The sequence below is a fragment of the Pseudoduganella sp. RAF53_2 genome (genome assembly GCF_052113985.1).
GTDB lineage: Bacteria > Pseudomonadota > Gammaproteobacteria > Burkholderiales > Burkholderiaceae_D > Rugamonas.
The window spans coordinates 1-23,405 of the sequence record NZ_JBFRDW010000014.1; the positions used below are offsets into that span (position 1 = coordinate 1).

At 61.4% G+C, this 23,405-nt stretch carries 23 protein-coding genes; 9 read left to right on the plus strand and 14 right to left on the minus strand.

Going from position 1 to position 23,405, the window contains the following annotated elements; genetic code table 11:
• Positions 1-21 precede the first annotated feature (21 nt).
• From ltrA to AB4Z11_RS01740, 3 genes are all read left to right on the plus strand, one after another.
• Positions 22-1,722, plus strand: a complete 1,701-nt coding sequence (gene ltrA / locus AB4Z11_RS01730) for a group II intron reverse transcriptase/maturase (RefSeq protein WP_442022307.1) — start codon at positions 22-24, stop codon at positions 1,720-1,722.
• A gap of 116 nt (positions 1,723-1,838) precedes the next feature.
• On the plus strand, positions 1,839-3,020 hold the full coding sequence (gene pdxH / locus AB4Z11_RS01735; RefSeq protein ID WP_442022309.1) for a pyridoxamine 5'-phosphate oxidase: 1,182 nt from the start codon (positions 1,839-1,841) through the stop codon (positions 3,018-3,020).
• Positions 3,021-3,062: 42 nt separating this feature from the next.
• Positions 3,063-4,265, plus strand: coding sequence for a class I SAM-dependent methyltransferase (locus tag AB4Z11_RS01740; protein ID WP_442022311.1), 1,203 nt, complete (start codon positions 3,063-3,065; stop codon positions 4,263-4,265).
• Positions 4,266-4,323: 58 nt separating this feature from the next.
• Here AB4Z11_RS01740 and msrA read toward each other — a convergent pair whose 3' ends face one another.
• The gene (gene msrA, locus AB4Z11_RS01745; RefSeq protein WP_442022313.1) at positions 4,324-4,848 is read right to left on the minus strand and encodes a peptide-methionine (S)-S-oxide reductase MsrA; all 525 of its coding nucleotides are present in this window, start codon (positions 4,846-4,848) and stop codon (positions 4,324-4,326) included.
• 152 nt (positions 4,849-5,000) lie between these two features.
• On the opposite strand from msrA, the gene AB4Z11_RS01750 reads away from it, so the two are divergent.
• Together AB4Z11_RS01750 and AB4Z11_RS01755 are read left to right on the plus strand one after the other, a co-directional pair.
• Entirely contained in the window at positions 5,001-5,510 is a 510-nt protein-coding gene (locus AB4Z11_RS01750) for a flavin reductase family protein (RefSeq protein ID WP_442022315.1), read from the plus strand.
• 33 nt (positions 5,511-5,543) lie between these two features.
• The gene (locus AB4Z11_RS01755) at positions 5,544-6,728 is read left to right on the plus strand and encodes an acyl-CoA dehydrogenase (RefSeq protein ID WP_442022317.1); all 1,185 of its coding nucleotides are present in this window, start codon (positions 5,544-5,546) and stop codon (positions 6,726-6,728) included.
• A 73-nt stretch (positions 6,729-6,801) separates the two neighbouring features.
• Here the strand turns inward: AB4Z11_RS01755 and AB4Z11_RS01760 are convergent, their stop codons facing one another.
• The 12 genes from AB4Z11_RS01760 to AB4Z11_RS01815 all read right to left on the minus strand — a co-directional run bounded on the left by AB4Z11_RS01760 (position 6,802) and on the right by AB4Z11_RS01815 (position 19,392).
• Positions 6,802-7,485, minus strand: coding sequence for an OmpW/AlkL family protein (locus AB4Z11_RS01760; protein WP_442022319.1), 684 nt, complete (start codon positions 7,483-7,485; stop codon positions 6,802-6,804).
• Positions 7,486-7,510: 25 nt separating this feature from the next.
• Positions 7,511-8,896 (minus strand): SGNH/GDSL hydrolase family protein, encoded by a 1,386-nt coding sequence (locus tag AB4Z11_RS01765; RefSeq protein ID WP_442022321.1) that lies wholly within the window; start codon positions 8,894-8,896, stop codon positions 7,511-7,513.
• Positions 8,897-9,035: 139 nt separating this feature from the next.
• Positions 9,036-10,607 carry an alpha/beta hydrolase family protein gene (locus AB4Z11_RS01770; protein ID WP_442022323.1) on the minus strand — a complete coding sequence of 524 codons (1,572 nt, stop codon included), beginning with the start codon at positions 10,605-10,607 and terminating at the stop codon, positions 9,036-9,038.
• A gap of 45 nt (positions 10,608-10,652) precedes the next feature.
• Entirely contained in the window at positions 10,653-11,675 is a 1,023-nt protein-coding gene (locus tag AB4Z11_RS01775) for an L-threonylcarbamoyladenylate synthase (RefSeq protein ID WP_442022325.1), read from the minus strand.
• On the minus strand, positions 11,672-12,838 hold the full coding sequence (locus AB4Z11_RS01780) for a 5-(carboxyamino)imidazole ribonucleotide synthase (protein WP_442022327.1): 1,167 nt from the start codon (positions 12,836-12,838) through the stop codon (positions 11,672-11,674). Before AB4Z11_RS01780 ends, AB4Z11_RS01775 begins: the two co-directional genes overlap by 4 nt.
• On the minus strand, positions 12,838-13,338 hold the full coding sequence (gene purE, locus AB4Z11_RS01785) for a 5-(carboxyamino)imidazole ribonucleotide mutase (RefSeq protein WP_442022329.1): 501 nt from the start codon (positions 13,336-13,338) through the stop codon (positions 12,838-12,840). Before purE ends, AB4Z11_RS01780 begins: the two co-directional genes overlap by 1 nt.
• A 2-nt stretch (positions 13,339-13,340) precedes the next feature.
• Entirely contained in the window at positions 13,341-14,237 is an 897-nt protein-coding gene (locus tag AB4Z11_RS01790; RefSeq protein ID WP_442022331.1) for a phosphoribosylaminoimidazolesuccinocarboxamide synthase, read from the minus strand.
• Between the two features lie 126 nt (positions 14,238-14,363).
• Positions 14,364-15,428: a class II fructose-bisphosphate aldolase gene (gene fba, locus AB4Z11_RS01795; RefSeq protein WP_442022333.1), complete on the minus strand. Its 1,065-nt coding sequence runs from the start codon at positions 15,426-15,428 to the stop codon at positions 14,364-14,366.
• 33 nt (positions 15,429-15,461) lie between these two features.
• Positions 15,462-16,928 (minus strand): pyruvate kinase, encoded by a 1,467-nt coding sequence (pyk, locus tag AB4Z11_RS01800; RefSeq protein ID WP_442022335.1) that lies wholly within the window; start codon positions 16,926-16,928, stop codon positions 15,462-15,464.
• A gap of 62 nt (positions 16,929-16,990) precedes the next feature.
• Positions 16,991-18,187, minus strand: a complete 1,197-nt coding sequence (locus AB4Z11_RS01805; RefSeq protein WP_442022337.1) for a phosphoglycerate kinase — start codon at positions 18,185-18,187, stop codon at positions 16,991-16,993.
• 145 nt (positions 18,188-18,332) lie between these two features.
• Positions 18,333-18,662, minus strand: a complete 330-nt coding sequence (locus AB4Z11_RS01810) for an AzlD domain-containing protein (protein ID WP_442022339.1) — start codon at positions 18,660-18,662, stop codon at positions 18,333-18,335.
• Positions 18,655-19,392, minus strand: a complete 738-nt coding sequence (locus tag AB4Z11_RS01815; RefSeq protein ID WP_442022341.1) for an AzlC family ABC transporter permease — start codon at positions 19,390-19,392, stop codon at positions 18,655-18,657. The genes AB4Z11_RS01810 and AB4Z11_RS01815 overlap by 8 nt, the downstream gene beginning before the upstream one ends.
• A gap of 133 nt (positions 19,393-19,525) precedes the next feature.
• Here AB4Z11_RS01815 and AB4Z11_RS01820 point away from each other — a divergent pair, with 133 nt between their 5' ends.
• The 4 genes from AB4Z11_RS01820 (at position 19,526) to AB4Z11_RS01835 (ending at position 21,799) form a co-directional block, all read left to right on the plus strand.
• The gene (locus AB4Z11_RS01820; protein ID WP_442022343.1) at positions 19,526-19,714 is read left to right on the plus strand and encodes a zinc-finger domain-containing protein; all 189 of its coding nucleotides are present in this window, start codon (positions 19,526-19,528) and stop codon (positions 19,712-19,714) included.
• A gap of 26 nt (positions 19,715-19,740) precedes the next feature.
• The gene (locus tag AB4Z11_RS01825) at positions 19,741-20,160 is read left to right on the plus strand and encodes a YybH family protein (RefSeq protein ID WP_442022345.1); all 420 of its coding nucleotides are present in this window, start codon (positions 19,741-19,743) and stop codon (positions 20,158-20,160) included.
• A gap of 67 nt (positions 20,161-20,227) precedes the next feature.
• Positions 20,228-21,208, plus strand: coding sequence for a YheT family hydrolase (locus AB4Z11_RS01830; RefSeq protein ID WP_442022347.1), 981 nt, complete (start codon positions 20,228-20,230; stop codon positions 21,206-21,208).
• Between the two features lie 3 nt (positions 21,209-21,211).
• Complete coding sequence (locus AB4Z11_RS01835; protein ID WP_442022349.1) at positions 21,212-21,799, plus strand: DUF2946 family protein; 588 nt, start codon at positions 21,212-21,214, stop codon at positions 21,797-21,799.
• Positions 21,800-21,907: 108 nt separating this feature from the next.
• Here AB4Z11_RS01835 and AB4Z11_RS01840 read toward each other — a convergent pair whose 3' ends face one another.
• The gene (locus AB4Z11_RS01840) at positions 21,908-23,377 is read right to left on the minus strand and encodes a M48 family metallopeptidase (RefSeq protein ID WP_442022351.1); all 1,470 of its coding nucleotides are present in this window, start codon (positions 23,375-23,377) and stop codon (positions 21,908-21,910) included.
• Positions 23,378-23,405: the final 28 nt, after the last annotated feature.

Sequence of the window (23,405 nt, forward strand, 5' to 3'; positions counted from 1 at the left end):
TCTCTACACCGAGGAACAGCAATGAAAGAAATCGAAAGCAATTTAGATTCTGCGTCCTCACACATTCCGACTGAATGGGCTGCCATAGATTGGCGGCGTGTTCAAAAGAATGTAAGAGTCATGCAGATTCGACTAACGAAGGCGACACAGGAAGGCGACTGGCGCAGGGTGAAATCCCTACAACGGTGGCTGACCCGCTCGTTTAGTGCGAAAGCACTGGCAGTCAAACGAGTGACAGAAAACCAAGGCAAACGTACCGCAGGTGTAGACCGGCAATTATGGGATACACCGCCGCAGAAGTTTGCGGCAATAGCGCAGTTGGAGAAACGTGGATATCGGCCCCTGCCACTAAGGAGGGTCTACATCCCTAAGGCCAATGGAAAGGAACGCCCCTTGGGCATTCCGACCATGAAGGATCGAGCCATGCAAGCGCTGCATTTGCTGGCGTTCGACCCAGTCTTGGAGGCAGTGAGCGACCCGAACTCTTATGGATTTCGGAAAAACCGCGCCACTGCCGACGCAATGAGCCAGTTGTTCATCAAGTTGTCCCAAAAGGCTTCGGCCCGGTGGGTACTGGATGCGGACATTGAAGGCTTCTTCGACAACATCAATCATGACTGGCTGATCAAACATGTCTGTATGGACAAGGAGATTCTCCGGAAATGGTTGAGGTCAGGTGTAGTCGACCGGGCGCAATTGCTGGCAACCACAGCGGGAACCCCACAGGGCGGCATCATCAGCCCTGCATTGGCAAACTGGACGCTAAATGGTTTGGAGACGGGACTGCTCAAGCACCTTAGTGCGAAGTTTGGTACGTCAAAAATCAAAGGGCTCAAAGTTGGTGTAATACGATACGCGGATGATTTCGTGGTTCCAGGCGGTTCAGTAGAACTGCTTGAAACAGAAATCAGGCCATGGATAGAAACCTTCCTCGCACAACGAGGTCTGCGACTGTCTGAGGCCAAAACCAAGATCGTAAGCATCGACCAGGGCTTCGATTTCCTCGGATGGAATTTCAGGAAGTACGATGGAAAACTGTTCATCAAGCCGAGTAAGAAGAACGCGAAATCGTTCTACGACAAGCTGAGGAAAATCATTGGCGAGCATTTGATGGTCCGGCAGGAAGACTTGATCCGGCTGTTAAATCCAGTTCTACGCGGTTGGGCGCAGTATCACAGCCCCGTAGTAGCCAAACAGGCGTTCTCGCGCATGGAGTCGTTGCTGTTCTGGCGACTGATGCGGTGGGCCAAGCGCAGGCATCCGAACAAGAGTGTCGATTGGATTAACAAGAAGTACTGGCGGCCAATCGGTGATCGAAAGCGGGTATTTGCTGCGGACGTTGTAACGAAAGATGGCAAGAAAGGTGTAATGGAACTGTACTCGTTAGCGAGTACAGCTATTGAGCGCCACAAGAAGGTCATTGGGGAGTACCACCCCTATGATCCGCAATGGGAAGCATACGGTGAAACTCTCCGGCAGGAACGCATGTTGAAAAACATGAGCTACCGAAAGGAGTGGGCCAAATTGTATGCGGACCAGCGCGGCCTGTGCGCGCTCTGTGAATGCGAGATGGACATGGACACAGGATGGCACGACCACCACATTGAATACCGTGTGATGGGCGGGTCGGACGCCCTTGGAAATCGCGTACTATTACACCCCAACTGCCATACTCAAGTGCACCGCCTTGGGTTAAAGGTTGTGAAACCGGTTCCTGTATAGGGACTCTTATTATGCTTGAGCCGTGTGCGGTGAAAATCGCATGCACGGTTCTTAGGGGGGAGGGGTTCTGGTAACAGACCCTTCCTACCCTACCCTAACTTGCCACGCCTACCGCCATGAGCAACTCCCTGATCGACACGGCACCCGGCTACGACCAGCCCATCGCCGTCCTCAAACATTGCCACGACAAGATCCGCAAGCAATTGCAAACCTTGCAAAACCTGCTGAGCCACTTGCCCCAGCACGGCGCCGATGCGGCAGCGCAGCAGGCGGCGCAGGCGGTGCAGAAATATTTCAACAAGGCTGCCCATCTGCATCACGACGATGAGGAAGTCGACCTGCTGCCCATGCTCCAGGCGACGGCGCAAAACGAGGACGCCGCCCTCCTGCGCACCCTGGCGCCCGCAATTCTGGAGCAGCACCAGCAAATGGATAAAGACTGGCATATAATCGATTCGCAACTCGACAAGATTGCCAACGGTTCCAGCGCCGCCCTGAATGCAGAGGATGTCACGCGCTTTGTGCAGGCCTATAGCGCCCACATGGAAACCGAAGAGGCCCACATCGCCCCCATGGCAAAACGGATTCWGAGTCCCGCCCAGATGGCTATCCTGGGCGAGGCCATGCAGCAGCGCCGCGGCCTGCTGCCGTCTGCCGGTGGCATCGCCCTGGCCGACCTGAGGATGGATTACGGGCGCGCCAGCCTGTCCGAAGCTGATACGCTGGCTGAACCGGTAGCGCAATTTGCCAAGTGGTTCAATGAAGCCATGAAGGCGCAGGTGAACGAGCCGAACGCGATGAGCGTGGCCACCGTGGGCAGGGACGGGCGCCCCAGTTCGCGCATCGTGCTGATCAAGCAGTACGACGAGCGCGGCTTCACCTGGTACACCAACTATCAGAGCCAAAAAGGCCAGCAACTCGCGGAAAACCCGCATGCCGCCATCCTGTTCTTCTGGCCCGAGCTGGAACGGCAGGTACGCATCGAGGGCCGCGTGGAACAGACATCGGCCGAGGACAGCGACAAGTATTTCTACAGCCGTCCTTTGAAGAGCCAGCTGGGCGCCATCGCGTCGCAGCAAAGCCAGCCGATTGGAAGCCGGGAGCAGATGGAGGCGCAATTCGCCGCGGTGGAAGCGGCAAGCGGCGACAAGCCGCAGCGTCCGGTGCACTGGGGGGGTTACCGCCTGGTGCCGGACCGTGTGGAATTCTGGCAAGGTCGCGCTTCGCGCTTCCACGACAGGATTGTGTACACGCTGCAGGCGGACGGCAGCTGGACCAGGGAACGCATCCAGCCATAAAGCCACCGGGCCTCCAGCGGAACGATGACCAATGGAGGCTCAATGTTTGTACAGAACCGCATCAACGCCTGGGTCGATAGTGTCGCTACCCAGATCTCCATACCCTTGCGGGTCGAACTGTGGAATGGCCGCAGCTTCGATTTCTCCAAGGAGGCCCCGCGCGTGACGATCCGCGTGCCGAATCCTTCGGCTGCGCGCTATCTGCTCTCGCCTTCGCTCTCCAACCTGGGTACGGCGTATGTGGAAGGCGCGATCGAGGTCAAAGGGCGTGCAGCGGATATGATCAAAGTGGTCAACGCGCTGGCGCGCAGCACGCTGCAGGAAAGCGGCAAGCTGTCGCGCATCGTGCGCACCTTCCATCACGACCGCAAGAAAGACGCGGAAGCGATCCGCTACCACTACGACGTCTCCAATGAGTTCTACCAGCAGTTCCTGGACCCGAACATGGTCTATTCCTGCGCCTATTTCGAAAACGGCGACGAGGACCTGGCCAGCGCGCAAATCAAGAAGATCGATCACATCTTGAAAAAAATTCAGCTTCAGCCGGGGCAGACCTTGCTCGACATCGGCTGCGGCTGGGGCGCCCTGGTGATCCGCGCGGCGCAGCAGTATGGCGCGCGCTGTGTGGGCATCACGCTGTCGGAGAACCAGCACGCGCTGGCGACTGAACGGGTGCGCGCGGCAGGACTGGAGCACCTGATCGATATCAGCCTGCAGGATTACCGCGATGTGACCGGCACCTTCGACCGCATCACCAGCGTGGGCATGTTCGAGCACGTCGGCATTCGCCACCTGCAGGAATACTTCGGCATCATCAACCGCCTGCTGGCCGACGATGGCGTATGCATGAATCACGGCATCACATCCACCGATCCGGACAACGGCGAAACGCCTTATGGCGGCGGCGAGTTCATCGAGAAGTACGTGTTCCCGCACGGCGAGCTGGCGCATATCGGCCAGGTACTGAAGGCGATGCAGCAAGGCCAGCTGGAAGCGTTCGACGTGGAAAACCTGCGCCGCCATTACGCCAGGACCTGCGGCATCTGGACCGAGAATTTCGAGCAGAACGAGGAAAAAGTACGCGAACTGGCGGGCGACAAGCGCTTCCGCATCTGGCACGTCTACCTGGCCGGCTGCAGCTACGCCTTCGAACAGGACTGGATCAGCCTGTATCAGATCGTGTGCGGCAAGGCGGGGCGCGCGTCGCAAGCCCTGCCCTGGTCGCGCAAATACATCTACGCGTAGGGCGGATCATCGATCCGCCGTCCACGGCGCGCGCACAACGGCGGATCGATGATCCGCCCTACTTGAGCTTGTTCGAATACATCTTGCGGAACTTGGCCACCTTCGGCTCCACTACGAAAGCGCAGTAACCCTGCAAAGGGTGCTGCGCGAAGTAGTTCTGGTGATAGTCCTCAGCCTTGTAATAGGGCTGGGCGGCCGACAGTTCCGTCACGATGGGCGCATCCCACACATGGGCCATCTCCGCGATGACCTGGCGCGCGGTCGCTTCCTGCTCCGGCGACTGGTGGTAAATCACCGAGCGGTACTGGGTGCCGACATCGTTGCCCTGGCGGTTCAGGGTGGTCGGGTCGTGGATGGTGAAGAAGATTTCCAGAATGTCACGATAACTGATGACGGCCGGGTCGTATTCCAGCCGCACGACCTCCGCATGGCCGGTATCGCCCGTGCATACCTGTTCGTAGCTCGGATTCGGCGCAGCGCCGCCCGAATAGCCGGATTCCACCTTGGCAATCCCGCGTACTTGCAGATACACCGCCTCGGTACACCAGAAGCAGCCGCCGCCTAATACTGCGACTTCGCTCATAGAAACCTCCCTGACATGTCAGTTTCCCTACTGTATCCCAAACCAACCCTGTATGCTTGCAGTTTGCCGCCATACTGAAAATCGAGGTCGCTTTCGCCAAGGTTTTACTGGACGGCTTTTGAGATAATTGTTTCGAATTAAACAGGTTCAGCATGAATACTAGCTCCCCCCGCGCCGAATTGCGCGAGTTCGACAGTACCCAATTTCGCCAGGCGCTGTCGCAATTTGCCACAGGTGTCTGCGTGATCACYACACGCTTGGCCGATGGCGGGTTCCGCGGGTTGACAGCCAGTTCATTCAATTCCGTTTCCCTGGAGCCGCCGCTGGTGCTGTGGAGCCTGGGTACGGGAGCCAACAGCCTGCCCATATTCAGTGGCAATTCGCACTATGTGATCAATGTGCTCAGCGCCGACCAGGCCCATCTGGCGAAGCTGTTTTCCACCCGCACCGAAGATCCTTTCGGCAATGTGGAATTCGAGCTGTCGCGCACGRGCCAGCCTGTCCTGAAGGGTTGCACCGCGTGGTTCGAATGCCACAACCGCAGCCGCTATCCGGAGGGCGACCACGTGATTTTCGTGGGCGAGGTCGAGCATTGCGAATTGACGCCGCGCGCGCCGCTGGTCTTCCACGGCGGGCAGTTTGTTGGGCTGGAGCGCCCCTGAAGTAGAAACTTTATCAACCAATAGAGAGAGACAATGAGCCAGACGAAAGCCCCCTTCCACTGGGACGATCCGCTGCTGCTGAACAGCCAGCTGACGGACGAAGAGCGCATGGTGCGCGACGCCGCCGCCGCCTACTGCCAGGACAAGCTGGCGCCGCGCATCCTGGAAGCCTTCCGCCACGAGCGGATGGATACGTCGATCTTCAAGGAGATGGGCGAACTGGGCCTGCTGGGCCCGACGATTCCGGAACAATACGGCGGCCCAGGCCTGGGCTACGTGGCCTACGGCCTGATCGCGCGCGAAGTGGAGCGCGTCGACTCCGGCTACCGCTCGATGATGTCCGTGCAATCCTCGCTCGTGATGGTGCCGATCTATGAATTCGGTACCGAAGAACAGCGCCAGAAATTCCTGCCGAAGCTGGCCACCGGCGAATGGATCGGCTGCTTCGGTCTGACCGAGCCGAACCACGGTTCCGATCCGGGCTCCATGGTGACCCGCGCTCGGAAAGTGGCGGGCGGCTATTCCCTGACCGGCTCCAAGATGTGGATCACCAATTCCCCGGTTGCCGACGTGTTCGTGGTGTGGGCCAAGGATGACGAAGGCGCGATTCGCGGCTTCATCCTGGAAAAAGGCATGAAAGGCCTGTCCGCGCCGGCAATTCACGGCAAGTTCGGTCTGCGTGCTTCCATCACCGGCGAAATCGTGATGGATGAAGTGTTCTGCCCGGAAGAAAACGCCTTCCCGGACGTGCGCGGCCTGAAAGGTCCGTTCACCTGCCTGAACTCGGCACGCTACGGCATCGCCTGGGGCGCGCTGGGCGCTGCGGAAGCCTGCTGGCACACCGCCCGCCAGTACACCCTGGACCGCAAGCAATTCGGCCGTCCACTGGCCGCCAACCAGCTGGTGCAGAAGAAGCTGGCCGATATGCAGACCGAAATCACCCTGGGCCTGCAAGGCTGCTTGCGCCTGGGCCGCATGAAGGACGAAGGCACGGCTGCGGTCGAAATCACCTCGATGATGAAGCGCAATTCCTGCGGCAAGTCGCTGGACATCGCCCGCGTGGCGCGCGACATGCTGGGTGGTAACGGTATTTCGGACGAGTTCGGCATCATCCGCCACATGGTGAACCTGGAAGTGGTCAATACCTACGAAGGTACCCACGATATCCACGCCCTGATCCTGGGCCGTGCCCAGACCGGCATCCAGGCCTTCCAGTAATCAAAACCCCCGGCCCAAAAGCAAGTGGCAGGCACGATGTGCCTGCCACTAGAGTTACGCTCTTGGTCTTAAATCAGAACTTGTAGCCGATTGCCAGGGTGACTGCGATCGGGTCGAGCTTGGCAGTGATGCTCTGGCCGGTGCTGAAGTGCGCGGTGGTCTTCAGCTTGGTCTTGATTACGGAAACGTCGCCGAACCAGTGCTCATTGATGCGGTAAGTGCCACCGATCTGCGCGTTACYGGCCCACTTGGAATCCATCTCGAAGGTCACCGGCTTGCCTGCGCCCGGATCGATGAAGGCGGTCAGCGTGGCGGAGCCAGTTTCCTTGCGGAAGTAAGCGTAGGTGATGCCCAGGCCGACGTAAGGACGGAACTTCGCGTTCGGCTCCATGAAGCGGTACTGGAACATCAGGGTCGGTGGCAGCGCTTCCGCGGTGCCCAGCTTGCCAACGCCCTTGATCATGCCGTCGCCGCTCAAATCATGCTTGAGCGGTGCACCCAGCAGCAGCTCGGTGCTGATGTTATCGGTGATCATGTAGGCGCCGGTGACCAGCGGCTTGGTGTCGGCACTGACATCGGTCTTCGAGCCCGGCAGGGTCGGCGCGGTGAACTCGCCGCTTTCCACTTGCGGCATCAGGCGGTTGACACCGACCTTGACCATGTACTCGCCCTTCGACTGCGCTTGCGCGCCCATCGACAGGCCCATTGCGGCGGCCAGGGCCGCCAGCTTGGCTACGTGTTGCATACGAATTTTCATAGTGTCTCCTGTGGTCTTGGGCTGATTACATCCAGCCCTTGAGGGCCATCTTTTCAGACACATAGCGTGCCAGCAGCTTGTGGTTGAACGGGGTCGGGTGCACCGAGTCCGCATAGGAGTAGTGGCTCACGTCGCCGGCCTTCAGGTTGCCGCCGTTGCAGGTCAGCGAGCTGGCCAGCGGGTTCTTCGGCGAAGCCAGGTCGCAGGCGGTGTCCTTCACATTGGTCAGGCCGTATGGCGCAGGGTTGGTCGCCTGGTCGTGGCTGACGAAGTACACGTCCACCAGTTGCACATTGGCTTCAGTGGCCAGGCCGTTGGTCAGCTGGTCGTTGAAAGCTTTGACCATGGCGCCGATCAGGGTGCGGGTATTGGCATCCTGCGCCAGGCCGCTTGGCGTGCTGGCCACGTCAGGCATATTGTTGACGACCACGAACTTGGCGCCATTGGCCAGCAGCTGGTTCTTCACCAGTGCCACCAGTTCGGCACCGGCCTGGCCCAGTGCCGCCACCAGATCCGGGCCGTGCGCTGCGGCGTAGTCGGCGCCGGCCTTGGTGCCGGCGGCAGTCGCGTCGGCCTGTGCCTTGGCAACCATCGGACCGTACACGGCAGGGGAAGCGGCGGAGGTATTTCCTGCCATCACGGCAGCAGTCACGGCAGCCTGCACCACGCTGGTGTCGGTGTGGCCAGGACGTGCAGCCTCGGAAGCGACGGCCAGGCCGATCGATTGTGCTGCGGTTTGCGGATTCGGTGCGCCGGCAGCCAGCTGGCCGACCAGGCTGGTAGCAAAGGTCTGTGCGCCCGCCGCGGTACCGGCGGCGGTGGCGTTCTTGCTCAGCTCGTCCAGGCCTTCCAGAATGTCGTTACCGCCGGCCATGACCAGCACCAGCTCGTCCCCTTTGAACTTGCCGCCGACCTTGGCCAGGTGATTCGAGATTTGCTTGGCGACAGGCACGGTCAGTGCGCCCAGCGCGCTGCCGGTAGCCTTGTTGCCCGGACCAACCGGGTTGGTCACACGGGCGCCGCCCTGTGCATAGTTATTGCAGCTGGTGTTGGTGGCCACAGGCACGTTGAAGCCTTTGGTGGCATCGCCTTCCAGGCCGGTCATGTATGGGCACTGAGTGCCCAGGCCGACCTGATTCGCCAGCAGCTCGGTCCAGGTGAGGCCGGTCAGCGCTTCGTTGACCGAGGTATTGTTGCCATTGATGGTGAACTTGCCGCCGCCCAGGGCTTTGACGGTACCCACGGCGTAAGTACCAATGTCGGACAGGCTGTCGCCAAAGACAATCTGTGCGGAATATTTGACTTTAGGGGTTTGATCGCCGGCACGTGGGCCGCTGCCACCACCACAACCTGCAATTACTGCTGCCGCAGCCGCTGCAACTGCGGCCAACGCGAATTTCGTATGACGCATTTTGTCTCCTGGGGGTAAATATTCTTATGCATGCGAACGCTTGTGCTATTCGCAGTCCAAATAATATGCCAGCACCAATGAGACTTATACAAGGGAAATTTTGTAGAAACGGCAGTATTTACACTGCCGCGTTGCATGATCAGCGCAGCGAGGCGTTGAAGAACTGGCGAGCGGCTAGCAAGCAGAAAGGCGCTGCATAGCGGGAGTGATAGCGTTCGCCGACGGCTTCATCGGGATTTTTGCCGTCCTTGATGGCGCTGGCGCGCGCCGTTTCAAGTACATGCGCGAACGAAAGACGCAGCGGTGTGAACTGGTCCTGCTGGGCATGCGCTTCCAGATCGAGCAGCACCGGCTTGCTGCCGTGCGCTTCGAAATAGCTTGCGGTCGCCGTGGCATTTGCGAACGGCACGGCCTGGTCGCCGGCGCCGCCGCACAGCAGCAGCGGGCTTTGCGGCGTATAGCTGCGCAGGTCGTTCTTCAGCATCCATTTGCGCAGATTGTTATGCGAGGTGCAGCCCGCGCCCGGATCGCCATTGCAGGGGAAGCTGGCCATGTCCTGCAGATAGGCGTCGCGGTAGCTGCTGCGCACCAGGTGCGGATCGGCGAAGAAGGCACTGGCGCCGGCCGACTGAGGCTGCGAGTCCGGCGCAAACAAGCCGCGCGTCGGCAGCTTGCCGCGCTTGAACAGATCGGTGCGCGACATGCTGCCGGGCAGCAGTGTTTCGATGCCCGCTGCGTACTGGCTTTCATAGAAGTCGCCCGGCGTGCCGTAGATGGCAGCTCCCGCCTTCTGCGCCGAGGTCGCGATCAGCGGCAGATAGACCGTGATGCCCGCATTCGGTTTGCCGCTGAAAACGTTATCCGAGAACTGCGCCAGCGCATACGGCCCGGACAGACCTGCTGCCGCCGTCACAGTGAATTCATTGCTGTACTGCTGCTGGATGGCGCGCTGCGTGGCCAGCGCCACGAAGCCGCCCTGGGAATAGCCCGCGACGAACAGCTGCTGCGAGTAGCCCTGCTTCAGGCGCGCCAGCGCGATGTGCGCAGCGCGCAAGGCATCGACCATATCCGCCGATTGCTGCTCCGCGTTCAGATACGGATGGTAAGGCAGCGAGGAACCGTCATACCCCGCGTAATTGGGCGCCACGACGATATAGCCCTGCGATGCGAACAAAGCCGCCACCAGTTGCGCCTCGCCGCGCAGGCGGGCCATATTGTGGTCCTTGGCGATCGACGTGCCGTGCGCGTACAGCAGGATGGGACGATCGCCTTTGCACATCGCCTCCTTGCCGGTGGGCGTGATGATGGCGGCGCTGGCGTCGGTCGGCTCGCCATGGCCGCCCACGGTGTTGTAGCGCACCGAATACGTGGTGATGGTGCAGTGCGGCTCGCCCACCGCTTCGCGCAGCGCGTCCGATGCGCGCGTGAGCAACTCGTTCAGCGTCGAAGGTTCGATGTGCTTCATGCTGATCGGACCCACGCTGATTTTCTGCATCGTAGGGCCGGACAGGATTTTGCCGCGTTGCGAAGGCTGCACCGTCATGGCGGAACGCGCCGCCGATGCGCCGCCGGTGGCCGTGGCAACACCTGCCGCAGAAACGGGCGGCGCGGCACTCAGGGGCAACAGGCTTGGTTCTGGAGGGTCGGCAAAAACCGGGGCTGCGGCCAGGACAGCCGCCAGCGTTGCTGCGAGAAGTCGTAAAGAGAACATCACAGCCTCCATGCGCAACGCGCAGGAGGCTGATCTCCCCGGCGGTTACGGCGTCAGGAAACGCTCGATAATGCCGGCGGAACCGAAGGCGGCACGGCGCAGGCGATCGTTCACGCCAGCCCATGCGGCATCCTGCGGCGGTGCTTCAACGAGGATCAGATCGACCTGCTCCTGGTCCATCGCACGCAGCGCGGCATACACACCATAAGCATACCCCTTTGGCTCATCGGGGAGCGCAACATATGGCGCCCTGGCTGCGATTGGCGTGTAGTGAATCAGCGCCACCCTGCGGCCACGGGCGGCGAGCGCGGAAACGGTGTCCGGGATGTCGCGGGTTGGCAACAGCGCCACCGGCGCTTTCGGTGCGTAATGCGATTCCAGCGTACCGGATGCGCGCGGCGCGGCCTGGTCGGGTGCCTGCGGCAGTTGTCCGATCACTTGCGCGATCTCCTCGGCGGAGATGTGACCTGGACGCAAGAGTACCGGGCCATGCGTGGCCATACGCGAGAGATCGAGGATGGTCGATTCGATGCCGACCTGGCTGTTGCCGCCATCGAGCACCGCAGCGATCACGTTGCCCGCGCCGACTTCTCCGGCGAATTCATCGCGCACGTGCTGCGCGGTGGTCGGGCTGACGTTGCCAAATTTATTGGCCGATGGTGCAGCGACGCCGCCCTTGCCGTTCTTGAACGCGGACAGCAGTTCAATTGCCACCGGATGCGATGGGCAGCGGATGCCAACGGTGTCCTGCCCGCCGGATACCGCATCGGGAATATGCGCGTTGCGCTTCAGGATCAGCGTCAGCGGACCGGGCCAGAACGCCTTGACCAGCTGGCGCGCTGCGTCAGGGACATCGGTTACCCAGTAATCGAGATCGGCGCCGGGAGCGACGTGCACGATCACCGGATGGTCTTGCGGGCGGCCTTTGGCGGCGTAGATCTTTGCCACCGCGGCCGGATTTTCAGCGTCCGCACCGAGGCCATACACGGTCTCGGTGGGGAACGCGACCAGCTCGCCGGCCGCCAGCGCATCGGCTGCCGCGGCAACGGCGTGGAACTGCTCGGTCATGGCGCGATACCCAGGATGGCGCAGGCGGCGTTCAAATGCTGCTGCGCTTCCGCCAGCGTCGGCGCGACGAAGGTCAGGTGGCCCATCTTGCGTGCACGGCGCGGATCTTCCTTGCCGTACAGGTGCAGATTGGCGCCCGGCAGTGCCAGCACCTTGTCCCACGCCGGTTCACGCTGCAAATCGCCGTCAAACCAGATATCGCCGAGGATGTTCAGCATCACGGCCGGCGAGTGCTGGCGCACATCGCCCAGCGGCAGCCTGGCCATCGCGCGGACTTGCTGCGCGAACTGGCTGGTGACGCAGGCATCGATGGTGTAATGGCCGCTGTTGTGCGGACGCGGCGCCATCTCGTTCACGACCAGCGAACCATCCGCCAGCACGAAGAACTCGATGCACAGCACACCCACATAACCCAGCTCCGCCACGATGGCCTGTGCCGCATCCTGCGCCTTGCGGGCGCATTCGGCGGACACATTCGGTCCCGGCACCGTGGTGGTGAACAGGATGCCGTCGCGGTGCACGTTTTCGGCGATCGGATACACAACCGACTGGCCATCGGCGCCACGCGCGGTCAGCACGGACACTTCATACGCCAGCGGCAGCATCTTCTCCAGCAGGCAGGTGACCTCGCCCATGGATTCGAAGGCGGCGCGCACATCTTCACGCGACTTCACGCGCACCTGGCCCTTGCCGTCGTAACCCATGCGCACCGTTTTCAGGATGCCCGGCAGCAGATCATCGGCGATGGCGTCGATGTCGGCTTGCGAAGCGATTACTTTATGCGGTGCAGGCATCACGCCGGATTTCGGCGCACAGGAAACGAAGAAGGATTTTTCCGCCACGCGGTCCTGCGCCACGGACACGCCGTGCGCATTCGGCGCAACGAAGACCGATTGCGCCAGACGCGACAAGCTGTCGGCCGGCACGTTCTCGAACTCGGTGGTGACCGCCACGCATTGCGCGGCCAACGCATCGAGGCCGGCAGCGTCGCTGTAGCCGGCGTTGATCAGGCGATTGGCCGCCTGGCCCGCCGGGCAATCATCGGATGGTTCCAGCACGGCCACGCTGTAGCCCATGCTTTGCGCGGCGTGGGCGAACATGCGGCCAAGCTGGCCGCCGCCCATCACACCCAGCCACGCTGGTGGGTTGGTTGCATTACTCATTATTCAGACGGCAGTTTCATGGCCTGTGCGGCGGCGGTTTGCTGGGCGCGGAAATCGGACAGCTTGGCAGCCAGCGCATCGTCGGTGGTGGCGATGATGGCAACGGCAGTCAGGGCCGCGTTGGCGGCGCCCGCTTCACCAATGGCGAAGGTGGATACCGGCACGCCCTTCGGCATCTGCACGATGGACAGCAGCGAATCTTCGCCACGCAGGTACTTCGACGGCACAGGCACGCCCAGCACCGGCACGATGGTCATGGCAGCGACCATGCCAGGCAGGTGGGCAGCGCCGCCAGCGCCGGCGATGATGGCGCGCAGGCCACGCTCACGCGCGCTCTTGGCGTATGCGTACATCTCGTCCGGCATGCGGTGCGCGGAAATCACCTGGGCCTCGTAAGGCACGCCAAACTGCTTGAGGATGGCCACGGCATTCTGCATCACGTCCCAGTCCGAGGACGAGCCCATGATCACGCCGACCAGCGGCTTGTTCTGGTCTGCCATGCTTATACCTTCAGCTTCTCGCCGGTCAGGCGCTCGATGGCTTCGAAATACTTGGCCTGGGTTTTGTCGATCACGTCAGCCGGCAGCGCTGGTGCTGGCGGGGACTTGTTCCAGTCCTTCAGCGTTTCCAGGTAGTCGCGCACGAATTGCTTGTCGTAGGACGGTGGCGAGATGCCTGGACGGTAGGAGTCGGCTGGCCAGAARCGCGASGARTCGGCAGTCAGCACTTCATCCATCAGSKKCAGCRYGCCGTTSTCRTCCAGGCCGAACTCGAATTTGGTGTCGGCGATGATGATGCCCTTGGTGGCGGCGTAATCGGCGGCGGTGGTGTACAGCTTGATCGCCACGTCGCGGATCTTGGCGGCCAGTTCGGCGCCGATGCGCTGTTCCATGTCTTCGAAGCTGATGTTTTCATCATGCTCGCCCAGGTCGGCTTTGGCGGCCGGGGTGAAGATCGGCTGCGGCAGCTTGTCGGCTTGCTGCAGGCCTTCCGGCAGCTTGATGCCGCAGATGGAACCGGTGGCCTGGTAGTCCTTCCAGCCGGAACCGATGATGTAGCCGCGCACCACGGCTTCCACCAGGATCGGCTTCAGACGCTTGGCTACGACGGCGCGGCCTTTGACCTGGTCCACTTCATCGGCTGCCACCACGGATTCCGGCGTAACGCCGGTCAGGTGGTTCGGCACGATGTGCCCCAGTTTCTCGAACCAGAAATCGCTCATCTGGTTCAGGACCATGCCCTTGCCGGGGATAGGCTCGTTCATCACGACGTCGAAGGCGGACAGGCGGTCGGTGGTGACGATCAGGATCTTGTCGGTGCCAACGGCGTAGTTGTCGCGGACTTTGCCGTGGCCCAGCAGCGGCAGGGATTTGATAGTGGACTTGTAAAGGCTGTTCATAGCGGGGGAATTCTGAAAATTTAAAACCGGGGGAAACCTGGTGGCAGGCACGTTGTGCCAGCCACCTTGGACGCGGCAGTGGCCGGATGGCTGCCACATCGTGGCTGCCATCAGCACTTACCGGTTTTACTTCACGATCTGGGCCAGTTCACCGGCCTTGTAGCGCTCTGCCATCTTCTCCATCGGGATCGGCTTGATCTTGCCGGCCTGGCCTTCGCAGCCGAATGCCTGCAGGCGCGCCTTCACGATTTCTTCAGCGGCAGCACGGGCTGGCTTCAGGTAATCGCGCGGGTCGAACTTGGATGGGTTCTCGAACAGGTACTTGCGGATCGCAGCGGTCATGGCCAGACGGATATCGGTGTCGATATTGATCTTGCGCACGCCGTGACGGATGCCTTCCTGGATCTCTTCCACCGGCACGCCGTAGGTTTCCTTCATGTCACCGCCGAATTCGCGGATGATGGCCAGCAGATCCTGTGGCACCGACGAAGAACCGTGCATCACCAGGTGGGTGTTAGGAATGCGGGCGTGGATTTCCTTGATGCGGTCGATCGCCAGGATGTCGCCGGTTGGCTTGCGGGTGAACTTGTACGCGCCGTGCGAGGTGCCGATGGCGATCGCCAGCGCGTCGCACTGGGTCTTCTGCACGAAGTCGGCGGCTTGCGCCACGTCGGTCAGCAGCTGCTCGCGGGTCATGGTGCCTTCCGCGCCGTGACCGTCTTCCTTGTCGCCCTTCATGGTTTCCAGGGAACCCAGCACGCCCAGTTCCGCTTCCACGGTCACGCCGATGGAGTGGGCGAACTTCACCACTTCCTTGGACACGTCCACGTTGTATTCGTAGGAAGCGACAGACTTGCCGTCAGCCTGCAGGGAGCCGTCCATCATCACCGAGGTGAAGCCGGAGCGGATGGCAGCCATGCAGACGGCCGGGGACTGGCCGTGGTCCTGGTGCATCACCACTGGGATGTGCGGGTAAGCTTCCACGGCTGCATCGATCAGGTGGCGCAGGAAGGCTTCGCCGGCGTATTTGCGGGCGCCGGCGGACGCCTGCATGATCACCGGGCTGTTCAGCGCGTCGGCGGCGGCCATGATGGCCTGCACCTGTTCCAGGTTGTTGACGTTGAATGCCGGGATGCCATAGCCGTGTTCAGCGGCGTGGTCCAGCAGTTGACGCATGGATACGAGAGACATGGTGGTACTCCAATCAATAAAGAAATCTGTCGTTTAGCGCTGTTCTGCGCGGTGCGTGAATTCGCCGACCTTGACGATGCGCAACGCATTCGTACCGCCGACTTTGCCCATCGGCGCACCCCAGGTAACCACAATCATATCCCCCTTTTTGGCAATGCCCTGTTGCACGAGCAGGTCTTCCGCGGCGCGCAGCACGACGTCGGTCGGTGCGTCCTGCATCAGCTGGAAGGAGCGTACATTGCGGTACAGGGTGGCCTTGCGCTGCGTGGTGACGCTCGGCGTCAACGCAACGATCGGAGTGTCGATACTGTGGCGGCTCATCCACAAGGCAGTGGAACCGGATTCGGTGAGGGCCACGATGGCTTTCACGCGCAGGTGGTGCGCAGTGAACAGGGCGCCGTAGGCGATCGACTGGTCGATGCGGGTGAAGCGCACGTTCAGGAAATCAGCGTCCAGCTTGTTGTATTCGGATTGCTCGGCTTCCACGCAGATCGCGGCCATCATTTCGACAGTCTCGACCGGGTACTTGCCGGAGGCGGTTTCGGCGGAAGTCATCACGGCGTCAGTGCCGTCCAGCACGGCGTTGGCCACGTCGGATACTTCGGCGCGGGTCGGCACGGCGTTGAAGATCATCGACTCCATCATCTGGGTCGCGGTGATGGCGATCTTGTTCGATTCGCGCGCCATCTTGATCATACGCTTCTGCAGCGCAGGCACAGCGGCATTGCCCACTTCCACCGCCAGGTCGCCACGCGCCACCATGATGCCGTCGGAGGCGTTCAGGATTTCCTGCAGCGCAGGGATCGCCTCAGCGCGCTCGATCTTGGCGATCATCATCGGCTTGAAGCCGAAAGGCTCGCCGGCGATGTTGGCCAGCTGGCGTGCCATTTCCATATCGGTGGCGTTCTTCGGGAAGGAGATGGCCAGATAATCAGCCTGGAAGGACATCGCGGTCTTGATGTCTTCCATGTCCTTGGCGGTCAGGGCCGGCGCGGTCAGGCCGCCGCCCTGGCGGTTGATGCCCTTGTTGTTGGACAGCTCGCCGCCGATTTTTACGGTGGTGTAGATTTCGTGGGCAACGATCTTGTCCACGGTCAGCACGATCAGGCCGTCGTTCAGCAGCAGCACATCGTTCGGCTTCAGGTCGTTCGGCAGTGCCTTGTAGTCCAGGCCCACGCGCTCCTGGTTGCCCAGCTCGCCGTTCTCGCCCCACTTCGCATCGAGGATGAATTTGTCGCCGTTGGCCAGCTCGATCTTGTTGTTCTCGAATTTACCGATGCGGATCTTCGGACCCTGCATATCGGCCATGATCGCCACTTCCTTACCGCATTCAGCAGCGGCCTGGCGCACCAGTTTGGCGCGGTCGATGTGGTCTTGCGCCTTGCCGTGCGAGAAATTCAGACGCACGACGTCGGTGCCGGCCTTGATCATGCGGATCAGGACGTTCAGGTCAGTGGATGCAGGGCCGATGGTTGAGACGATCTTGGTGCCACGAGACATTAGAGAGTTCCTCGATATGTGCGGTGAGAGTAAAAAAGGCGCTTTGCGAGCGCCTTTTGCCTTTACTGCTGGGCGCGTTGCGCCAGGATTTCCACTGCCGGCAGGGTTTTACCTTCCAGGAACTCAAGGAAGGCGCCGCCGCCGGTGGAGATATAGCCAATCTTGTCGGTGATTGCGTATTTTGCGATGGCGGCCAGGGTGTCGCCGCCGCCGGCGATGGAGAAGGCCTTGGAGTTGGCGATTGCCATGGCCAGGGTCTTGGTGCCTTCGCCGAACTGGTCGAATTCGAACACGCCTACCGGGCCGTTCCACACGATGGTGCCGGCGGCCTTGAKCTGCTCKGCCAGYTKSGCGGMGGTYTTCGGRCCGATGTCCAGGATCATGTCGTCGTCGGCGACGTCGGCCACGGCTTTCACGGTGGCGGCCGCGGTTGGGGAGAATTCCTTGGCGCAGACCACGTCTTCAGGAATCGGCACTTGCGCGCCGCGGGCGGCCATGATGTCGATGATGGCTTTCGCTTCCGCCACCAGGTCGGCCTCGGCCAGCGATTTGCCGATCTTCAGGCCGGCAGCCAGCATGAAGGTGTTGGCGATGCCGCCGCCGACGATCAGGTTATCGACCTTGTCGGCCAGGGATTTCAGAATGGACAGCTTGGTCGACACTTTCGAGCCGGCCACGATGGCCAGCAACGGACGGGCCGGCGCGCCCAGGGCCTTGCCCAGCGCGTCCAGCTCAGCAGCCAGCAGCGGGCCGGCCGCGGCGACCGGTGCGTACTTGGCGATGCCGTGGGTAGTGGCTTCGGCGCGATGCGCGGTGCCGAAAGCATCGTTCACGTAGACGTCGCACAGCTTGGCCATGTTCTGGGCCAGCTCATCGGAATTCTTCTTTTCGCCCTTGTTGACGCGGCAGTTTTCCAGCAGCACGACCTGACCTGGCTTCACTTCCACACCGCCGGTCCAGTCCTGTTTCAGCTCAACCGGCTGGCCCAGCAGCTCGGACAGGCGCTTGGCGATCGGCGCCAGGCTGTCTTCCGGCTTGAACTCGCCTTCAGTCGGACGGCCCAGGTGGGATGTCACCATCACTGCAGCGCCACCCTTCAGCGCCATCTGAATACCCGGCACGGAAGCGCGAATGCGCGTATCTTCGGTGATATTGCCCGCATCGTCCTGCGGCACGTTCAGATCGGCACGAATAAATACACGCTTGCCCTGCAGCGCATTCTGCGCGGCCAGGTCTTCCAGGCGGTTAAATTTCAGCATGGCTACTCAAAGGGACAATAAGTTGGAAAGACCGCTATTTTACCTGAATGCCAGCACGTTTCGACCGTTTGTTATCACCTCGTCAACCACCAAATTCGGGGTCCAGGTCTGTCCTTGGGACATGCAGACAGACCCGACCCCGCATTTAGGCGAGCAGGAGCCGCAGAGCGGTGTAGGCGAGCATGCCGAAGATGATGGTTTCGAGCATGCTCTTGCGAATGAGGTAGTAGGCGCCGGCGGCGATGCCCGCGAACAGCTTGTAGTTGTGAATGCCAACCGAAACCACGCCCGCCGGATCGAGCAGCAAGTCGGGGCCGATGATGGCGGCCAAGGCGCAGGACGGCGCGTAGCGCAGCATGCCCTGCACGCGGGTCGGGATGGAAATGCGCTGGCCCACCAGCCAGAATGAACTGCGCGTGGCGGCGGTCGCGCAGCCGAGCGCAATGATGGTCAGCCAAACCTCCAGGTCAGACATGCTTCACCATCTTCTTTTCCTGAAGACTTTCCACGCCCATTGCCACCGCCATGCCAACCAGCACGGCCATCAGCAGGCCCAGCTTGTACGGCATACCGGCCGCCGCCACGGCCACAGCGCCGGACACCAGCACCCCGCACAGCGCCGGGCTGGTCGTCACCATCGGCACCGTGATGCCGATAATCGCCAGCGTTCCCGCAAAGCCGAGTCCCCACTCCGCCGGTACCGTACTGCCCAGCAGCACGCCGGCAATCGAGCCCACTTGCCAGGCCGCCCAGTTTGGATACAGCAAACCTTTGAGGTAGGACACCTTGCCCGGCTCCGGCTTGTCAGTCGGGAATTTCTGCAAATACAGCGCCACCGTCATGTCCCCGGCCGCATAACCAAGGAAAAAGCGCTGCTTCAGCGGCAGTTTCGCAAAATGTGGCGCCAGGATCGCGGCAAAAATAACGAAGCGGAGATTGACCACCAGCGCGGTCAGGAAGATCACCCAGATCGGCGCGCCCGCCGCGATCAGCGGCAGCGAGGCCAACTGGGCGGAACCGGCGTAGACAAATAAAGTCATTCCCAGCGCTTGCGGCACGGTCAGGCCGGATTTGACCATCGCCACGCCGACCACCAGTCCCCACGCCAGAATGCCGAACAAGGTCGGCAAGCCTTTGCGCACGCCCTCGCGCCACAACGCTGGGTCGTGTGCAGCAATATCAGGCTCGGCGGCAGGAAAAGTCATGTGGTCTAATAGCCACACAATGAAATCCTTCGCTGGCGGCGCTATCAATGGAAGGCGTCATTTTAACGGCGAATTCTTCTCATTGCGCGAATGGATTAAAATCGTGCTTTTTAATACCCCGGAGCATTAGAAGATGAGCAACGCCCCAGCCCCAGTCGAACTTGATGGCAAAGATCTGCCGGCATACTGCCCGAATCCGGCCATGCCACTGTGGTCCTCGCACCCACGCGTATTCCTCGACTTCAAGCACGGCGAAGCCAAATGCCCCTACTGCGGCACCGCGTATCGCCTGAAGCCGGGCACCGAAGCCGGCCATCACTAATCTTCCCGAAAACGCCCGGAGCCCCCATGGTTCGCAAGCACCAGATCGGCAGCGCCAAAGAAGTTGAAGCAGCTTTCTATGACGCGTTGAACCGGGCGGATCTCGATGCCCTGATGGCGCTGTGGGCAGACGATGAAGAAATCGTCTGCATTCACCCCGGCGGACCGCGCCTGATTGGCCACGCGCAAATCCGCGAGTCGTGGCAGTTGCTTTTAGAGCACGGTGGCTTGCATATTACCCCCTCCCAGCTGCACGAAACGCACAACCTGATGAGTTCGGTGCATACTGTCATAGAAGGCGTTACGGCAAAAAGTGGCGAGCCAGCACACCTTGTTGCGACCAATGTGTACGTTAAGACACCGAAGGGTTGGCGTATTGTGTTGCATCATGTGTCTGTAGCGCCGGGTCCCGTGCCACTTGATACGCGCGCCCCGATTCTGCACTAGATAAACGGCGGATCAATGGTCCGCCCACGACGCAGAGTGGACTCATAAGGTCCGCCAAAGACGCATCATGAACTACATCGCTCCTTTCTGGCTGCCTAGCGGCCATTTGCAAACCATTTATCCTGCCACCTGCATGGCCAAGCCGGCTGTGCGCTTCCGCCGCGAACGCTGGACCACTCCGGACGCGGATTTCATCGACGTCGATTTTGTCGATGGCCAGGCGGATAAACCCTTCGTGGTGCTGTTCCACGGCCTCGAAGGTTCGTCCGATAGCCACTACTCGCGCGCCTTGATGGCAGAGCTCGCGCAGCGCGGCTGGTCGGGCGCCGTGCCGCATTTCCGCGGCTGCTCCGGCGAAAGCAATCTGGCGCCGCGCTTCTATCACTCCGGCGATATCGTTGAACTGGACTGGATCGTCCGCCGCCTGCGCCCACGCACCAGCGGCAAATTCTATGCTTGCGGCGTCTCGCTGGGCGGCAATGCCCTGCTGCGCTGGCTGGGCGAGTCGCAGCATCAGGCCGAATTTGTGGATGCTGCATGCGCGGTATCGGCGCCCATGGATCTGGCGAAAGGTGGCAATGCCTTGTCGCGCGGCTTCAATCGCCTGTACAGCCGCATGTTCCTGCAGACCATGAAGCCGAAGTGCGTGGCCAAGTTGAAGCAGTTCCCCGACCTGTTCGATCTCGATGCGATGATGGCGGCCACCGACCTGCACACTTTCGACAATATCGTGACGGCGCCGCTGCACGGTTTCCGCGATGCCGACGATTACTGGGACCGCGCCAGCGCCAAGCATGTGCTGGACGACATCACCGTGCCGACCCTGGTGCTGAATGCGAAGAACGATCCCTTCTTTCCTGGTGTGCATTTGCCAAGCACCGCGTCGCCGCAGGTGGTGTTGGACTATCCGGAAGAAGGCGGCCATGTGGGCTTCGCCACCGGCAGTCTGCCGGGCAGCCTGAGCTGGCTGCCCTTGCGCATGCTGCATTTCCTGGAAGGGAATCGCTCGGTGCCTGCGCCAAAAAACGGCGCCTTGTGCGAGGCTTGATGCATGGATGAAATCGTCAAACAGGCAATCGCGAAATGGCCCAATGTGCCGCACTGCTACGGCTGGCTGGCGCTGGATGCGCGCGGCAACTGGCGCATGCGCGATGAGCGCGCCCAGCATTTCAATCAACCGGGCGATAAGCTGAACAATCCAGCGCTGGTGGGCTTCATCGTCCGTAATTACCTGAAGGACGAGCGCGGGTGCTGGTATTTCCAGAACGGTCCGCAGCGCGTTTATCTAAATCTGGAAGCGACGCCCTTTATTGCCCGCACCGATCCTGTGCAGGGCTTCGTGCTGCATACGGGTGCGCCACTCGGCGTGCCGGATCAGGCATGGCTGACCGAAACGGGCGAACTGATTTTGCGCTCAGGCGAAACCGTCGCCCAACTGGACGATCGCGATTTCGCGCAAGTGCTGCCGTTGCTGGAACTGGACGGAACGCCCGCCAGTGATGAAGCGCTGCTCGACTGGCTGGAGCATGCGGACGGTGAACTGGTGCTACGCACGGGCGGCCGCGCAGTGCCTGTTTCGCCGATTGCGCGCACGGATGTGGAGCAACTGGGCTTCCGCCGCGTGCCGACGCCGGCGTAAGCGCTACGCTTGAACGGCGGATCGATGATCCGCCCTACGCATCTTCGATGAAATACGCGATGTTTGATGTAGGGCGGATCATCGATCCGCCATGAACCGCCGCCGGCTTTAATCCTTATCCTTGTCCTTCTTCTTATCGCCCAGCATCTCGCGGCGCTTGGCCTGCAGTTCGCGCTCGCGGCCATCGATCACCGACTGGTCGTAGTAGGTCGCATCAGGCGCCTTGCGCGCCAGACCGAGCTGATCCAGTGCCGCCATGGTGCCGCCTTGCAGCACATAGGACTCGGCCAGCGCAATGTGCTGCAGCGCGATCTTACCCTGCTTCGAATACGCCTGCGCCAGGAAGTCATACAGCTCCGGCTCGCTGCGGTACATCTGCAGCTGATCGCGCAGGAATAGTGCCGCCTCGTCCGACTTGCCGCCTTTAATCATCGCGTCCGCATACTGCCAGGCCAGGCCGCGCGACAGCGGATAGCGCGCATGCGCCGCCTCCGCCTCCTTGACCGCCGCCGCAATCACTTTCGGATTGTCTTCCTGCGCCAGCTTGATTTCCAACGACAGGAAGGCCAGTTCGGTATCGGTCTGGCCGCGCGGCATGGGAGAACTGAAAGCCCCGGCGGTGGGCGCCTTGTCGAGGGTGGCGCGCGCCTTGTCCAACCATTGCTGGGCGCCCGCGTAATCGTGCTGGCGCATTGCGACCATCGACAGGCCGTACTGGCCGGCCGCGACTTGCTGGCGGCCCGGCGCTTCCGTCTGCGTCTGGAAGAATGCCTTTGATTCGGCCAGGCCTTTTTCGCTCTCATCCTGCAGCACGCGGGCGCGCGAGCGCACCAGGAAGAAGTCCGTGCCATCCACGCGCGGACGGAAAGGCGTTTCGCGGATGCGTGCCTGGATATCGGCGATACGCTCCGTGGTCAGCGGGTGGGTCTGTAGCCACGCCGGCACGATGTCACTGTAGTTGCGCGTGGTCTGCTGCAGGCGCTGGAAGAAGCCCACCATGCCACTCACGTCATAGCCCGCTTCGCCCATGATCTGGAAGCCCACACGGTCCGCTTCGCGTTCCGCATCGCGGCTGAAATTCAGCTGGCGCTGGATGGCCAGGCCCTGCCCGCCCATGAACACGCCGATCGCCGCGTCACTGCTGGCCTTCGATGCCAGCGCGGCGAGAATCATCGCCGCCAGCGGAATCAGCGCATCGGTTTTCTGTGCGCCGATCTGGCGCGCAATGTGGCGCTGCGCCACGTGGCCGATTTCGTGCGACAGCACTGACGCCAGTTCGGATTCGGTCTGCGCCGCCAGCAGCAGCGACGAGTGCACGCCGATATTCCCGCCTGGCAGCGCGAACGCGTTCAGCATCGGATCGCGCACCACGAAGAAGAAGTAGCTGTAGTTGGCATCGCCGCGCGCGCCGGGACGCGCCGCGACCAGCGTCTGCCCCAGGTTGTTCAGGTATTCGATGATGGGCGGATCGTCGAGATAATCGCGGTCACGCCGGATGTCGTTCATGATTTCTTCGCCCAGGCGCTGTTCCATCACGGGCGACAGATCCTCGCGCGACGCGTCGCCTAGGGTGGGCAGGTTGGGGGTAGTCGTTGCAGACTGCGCC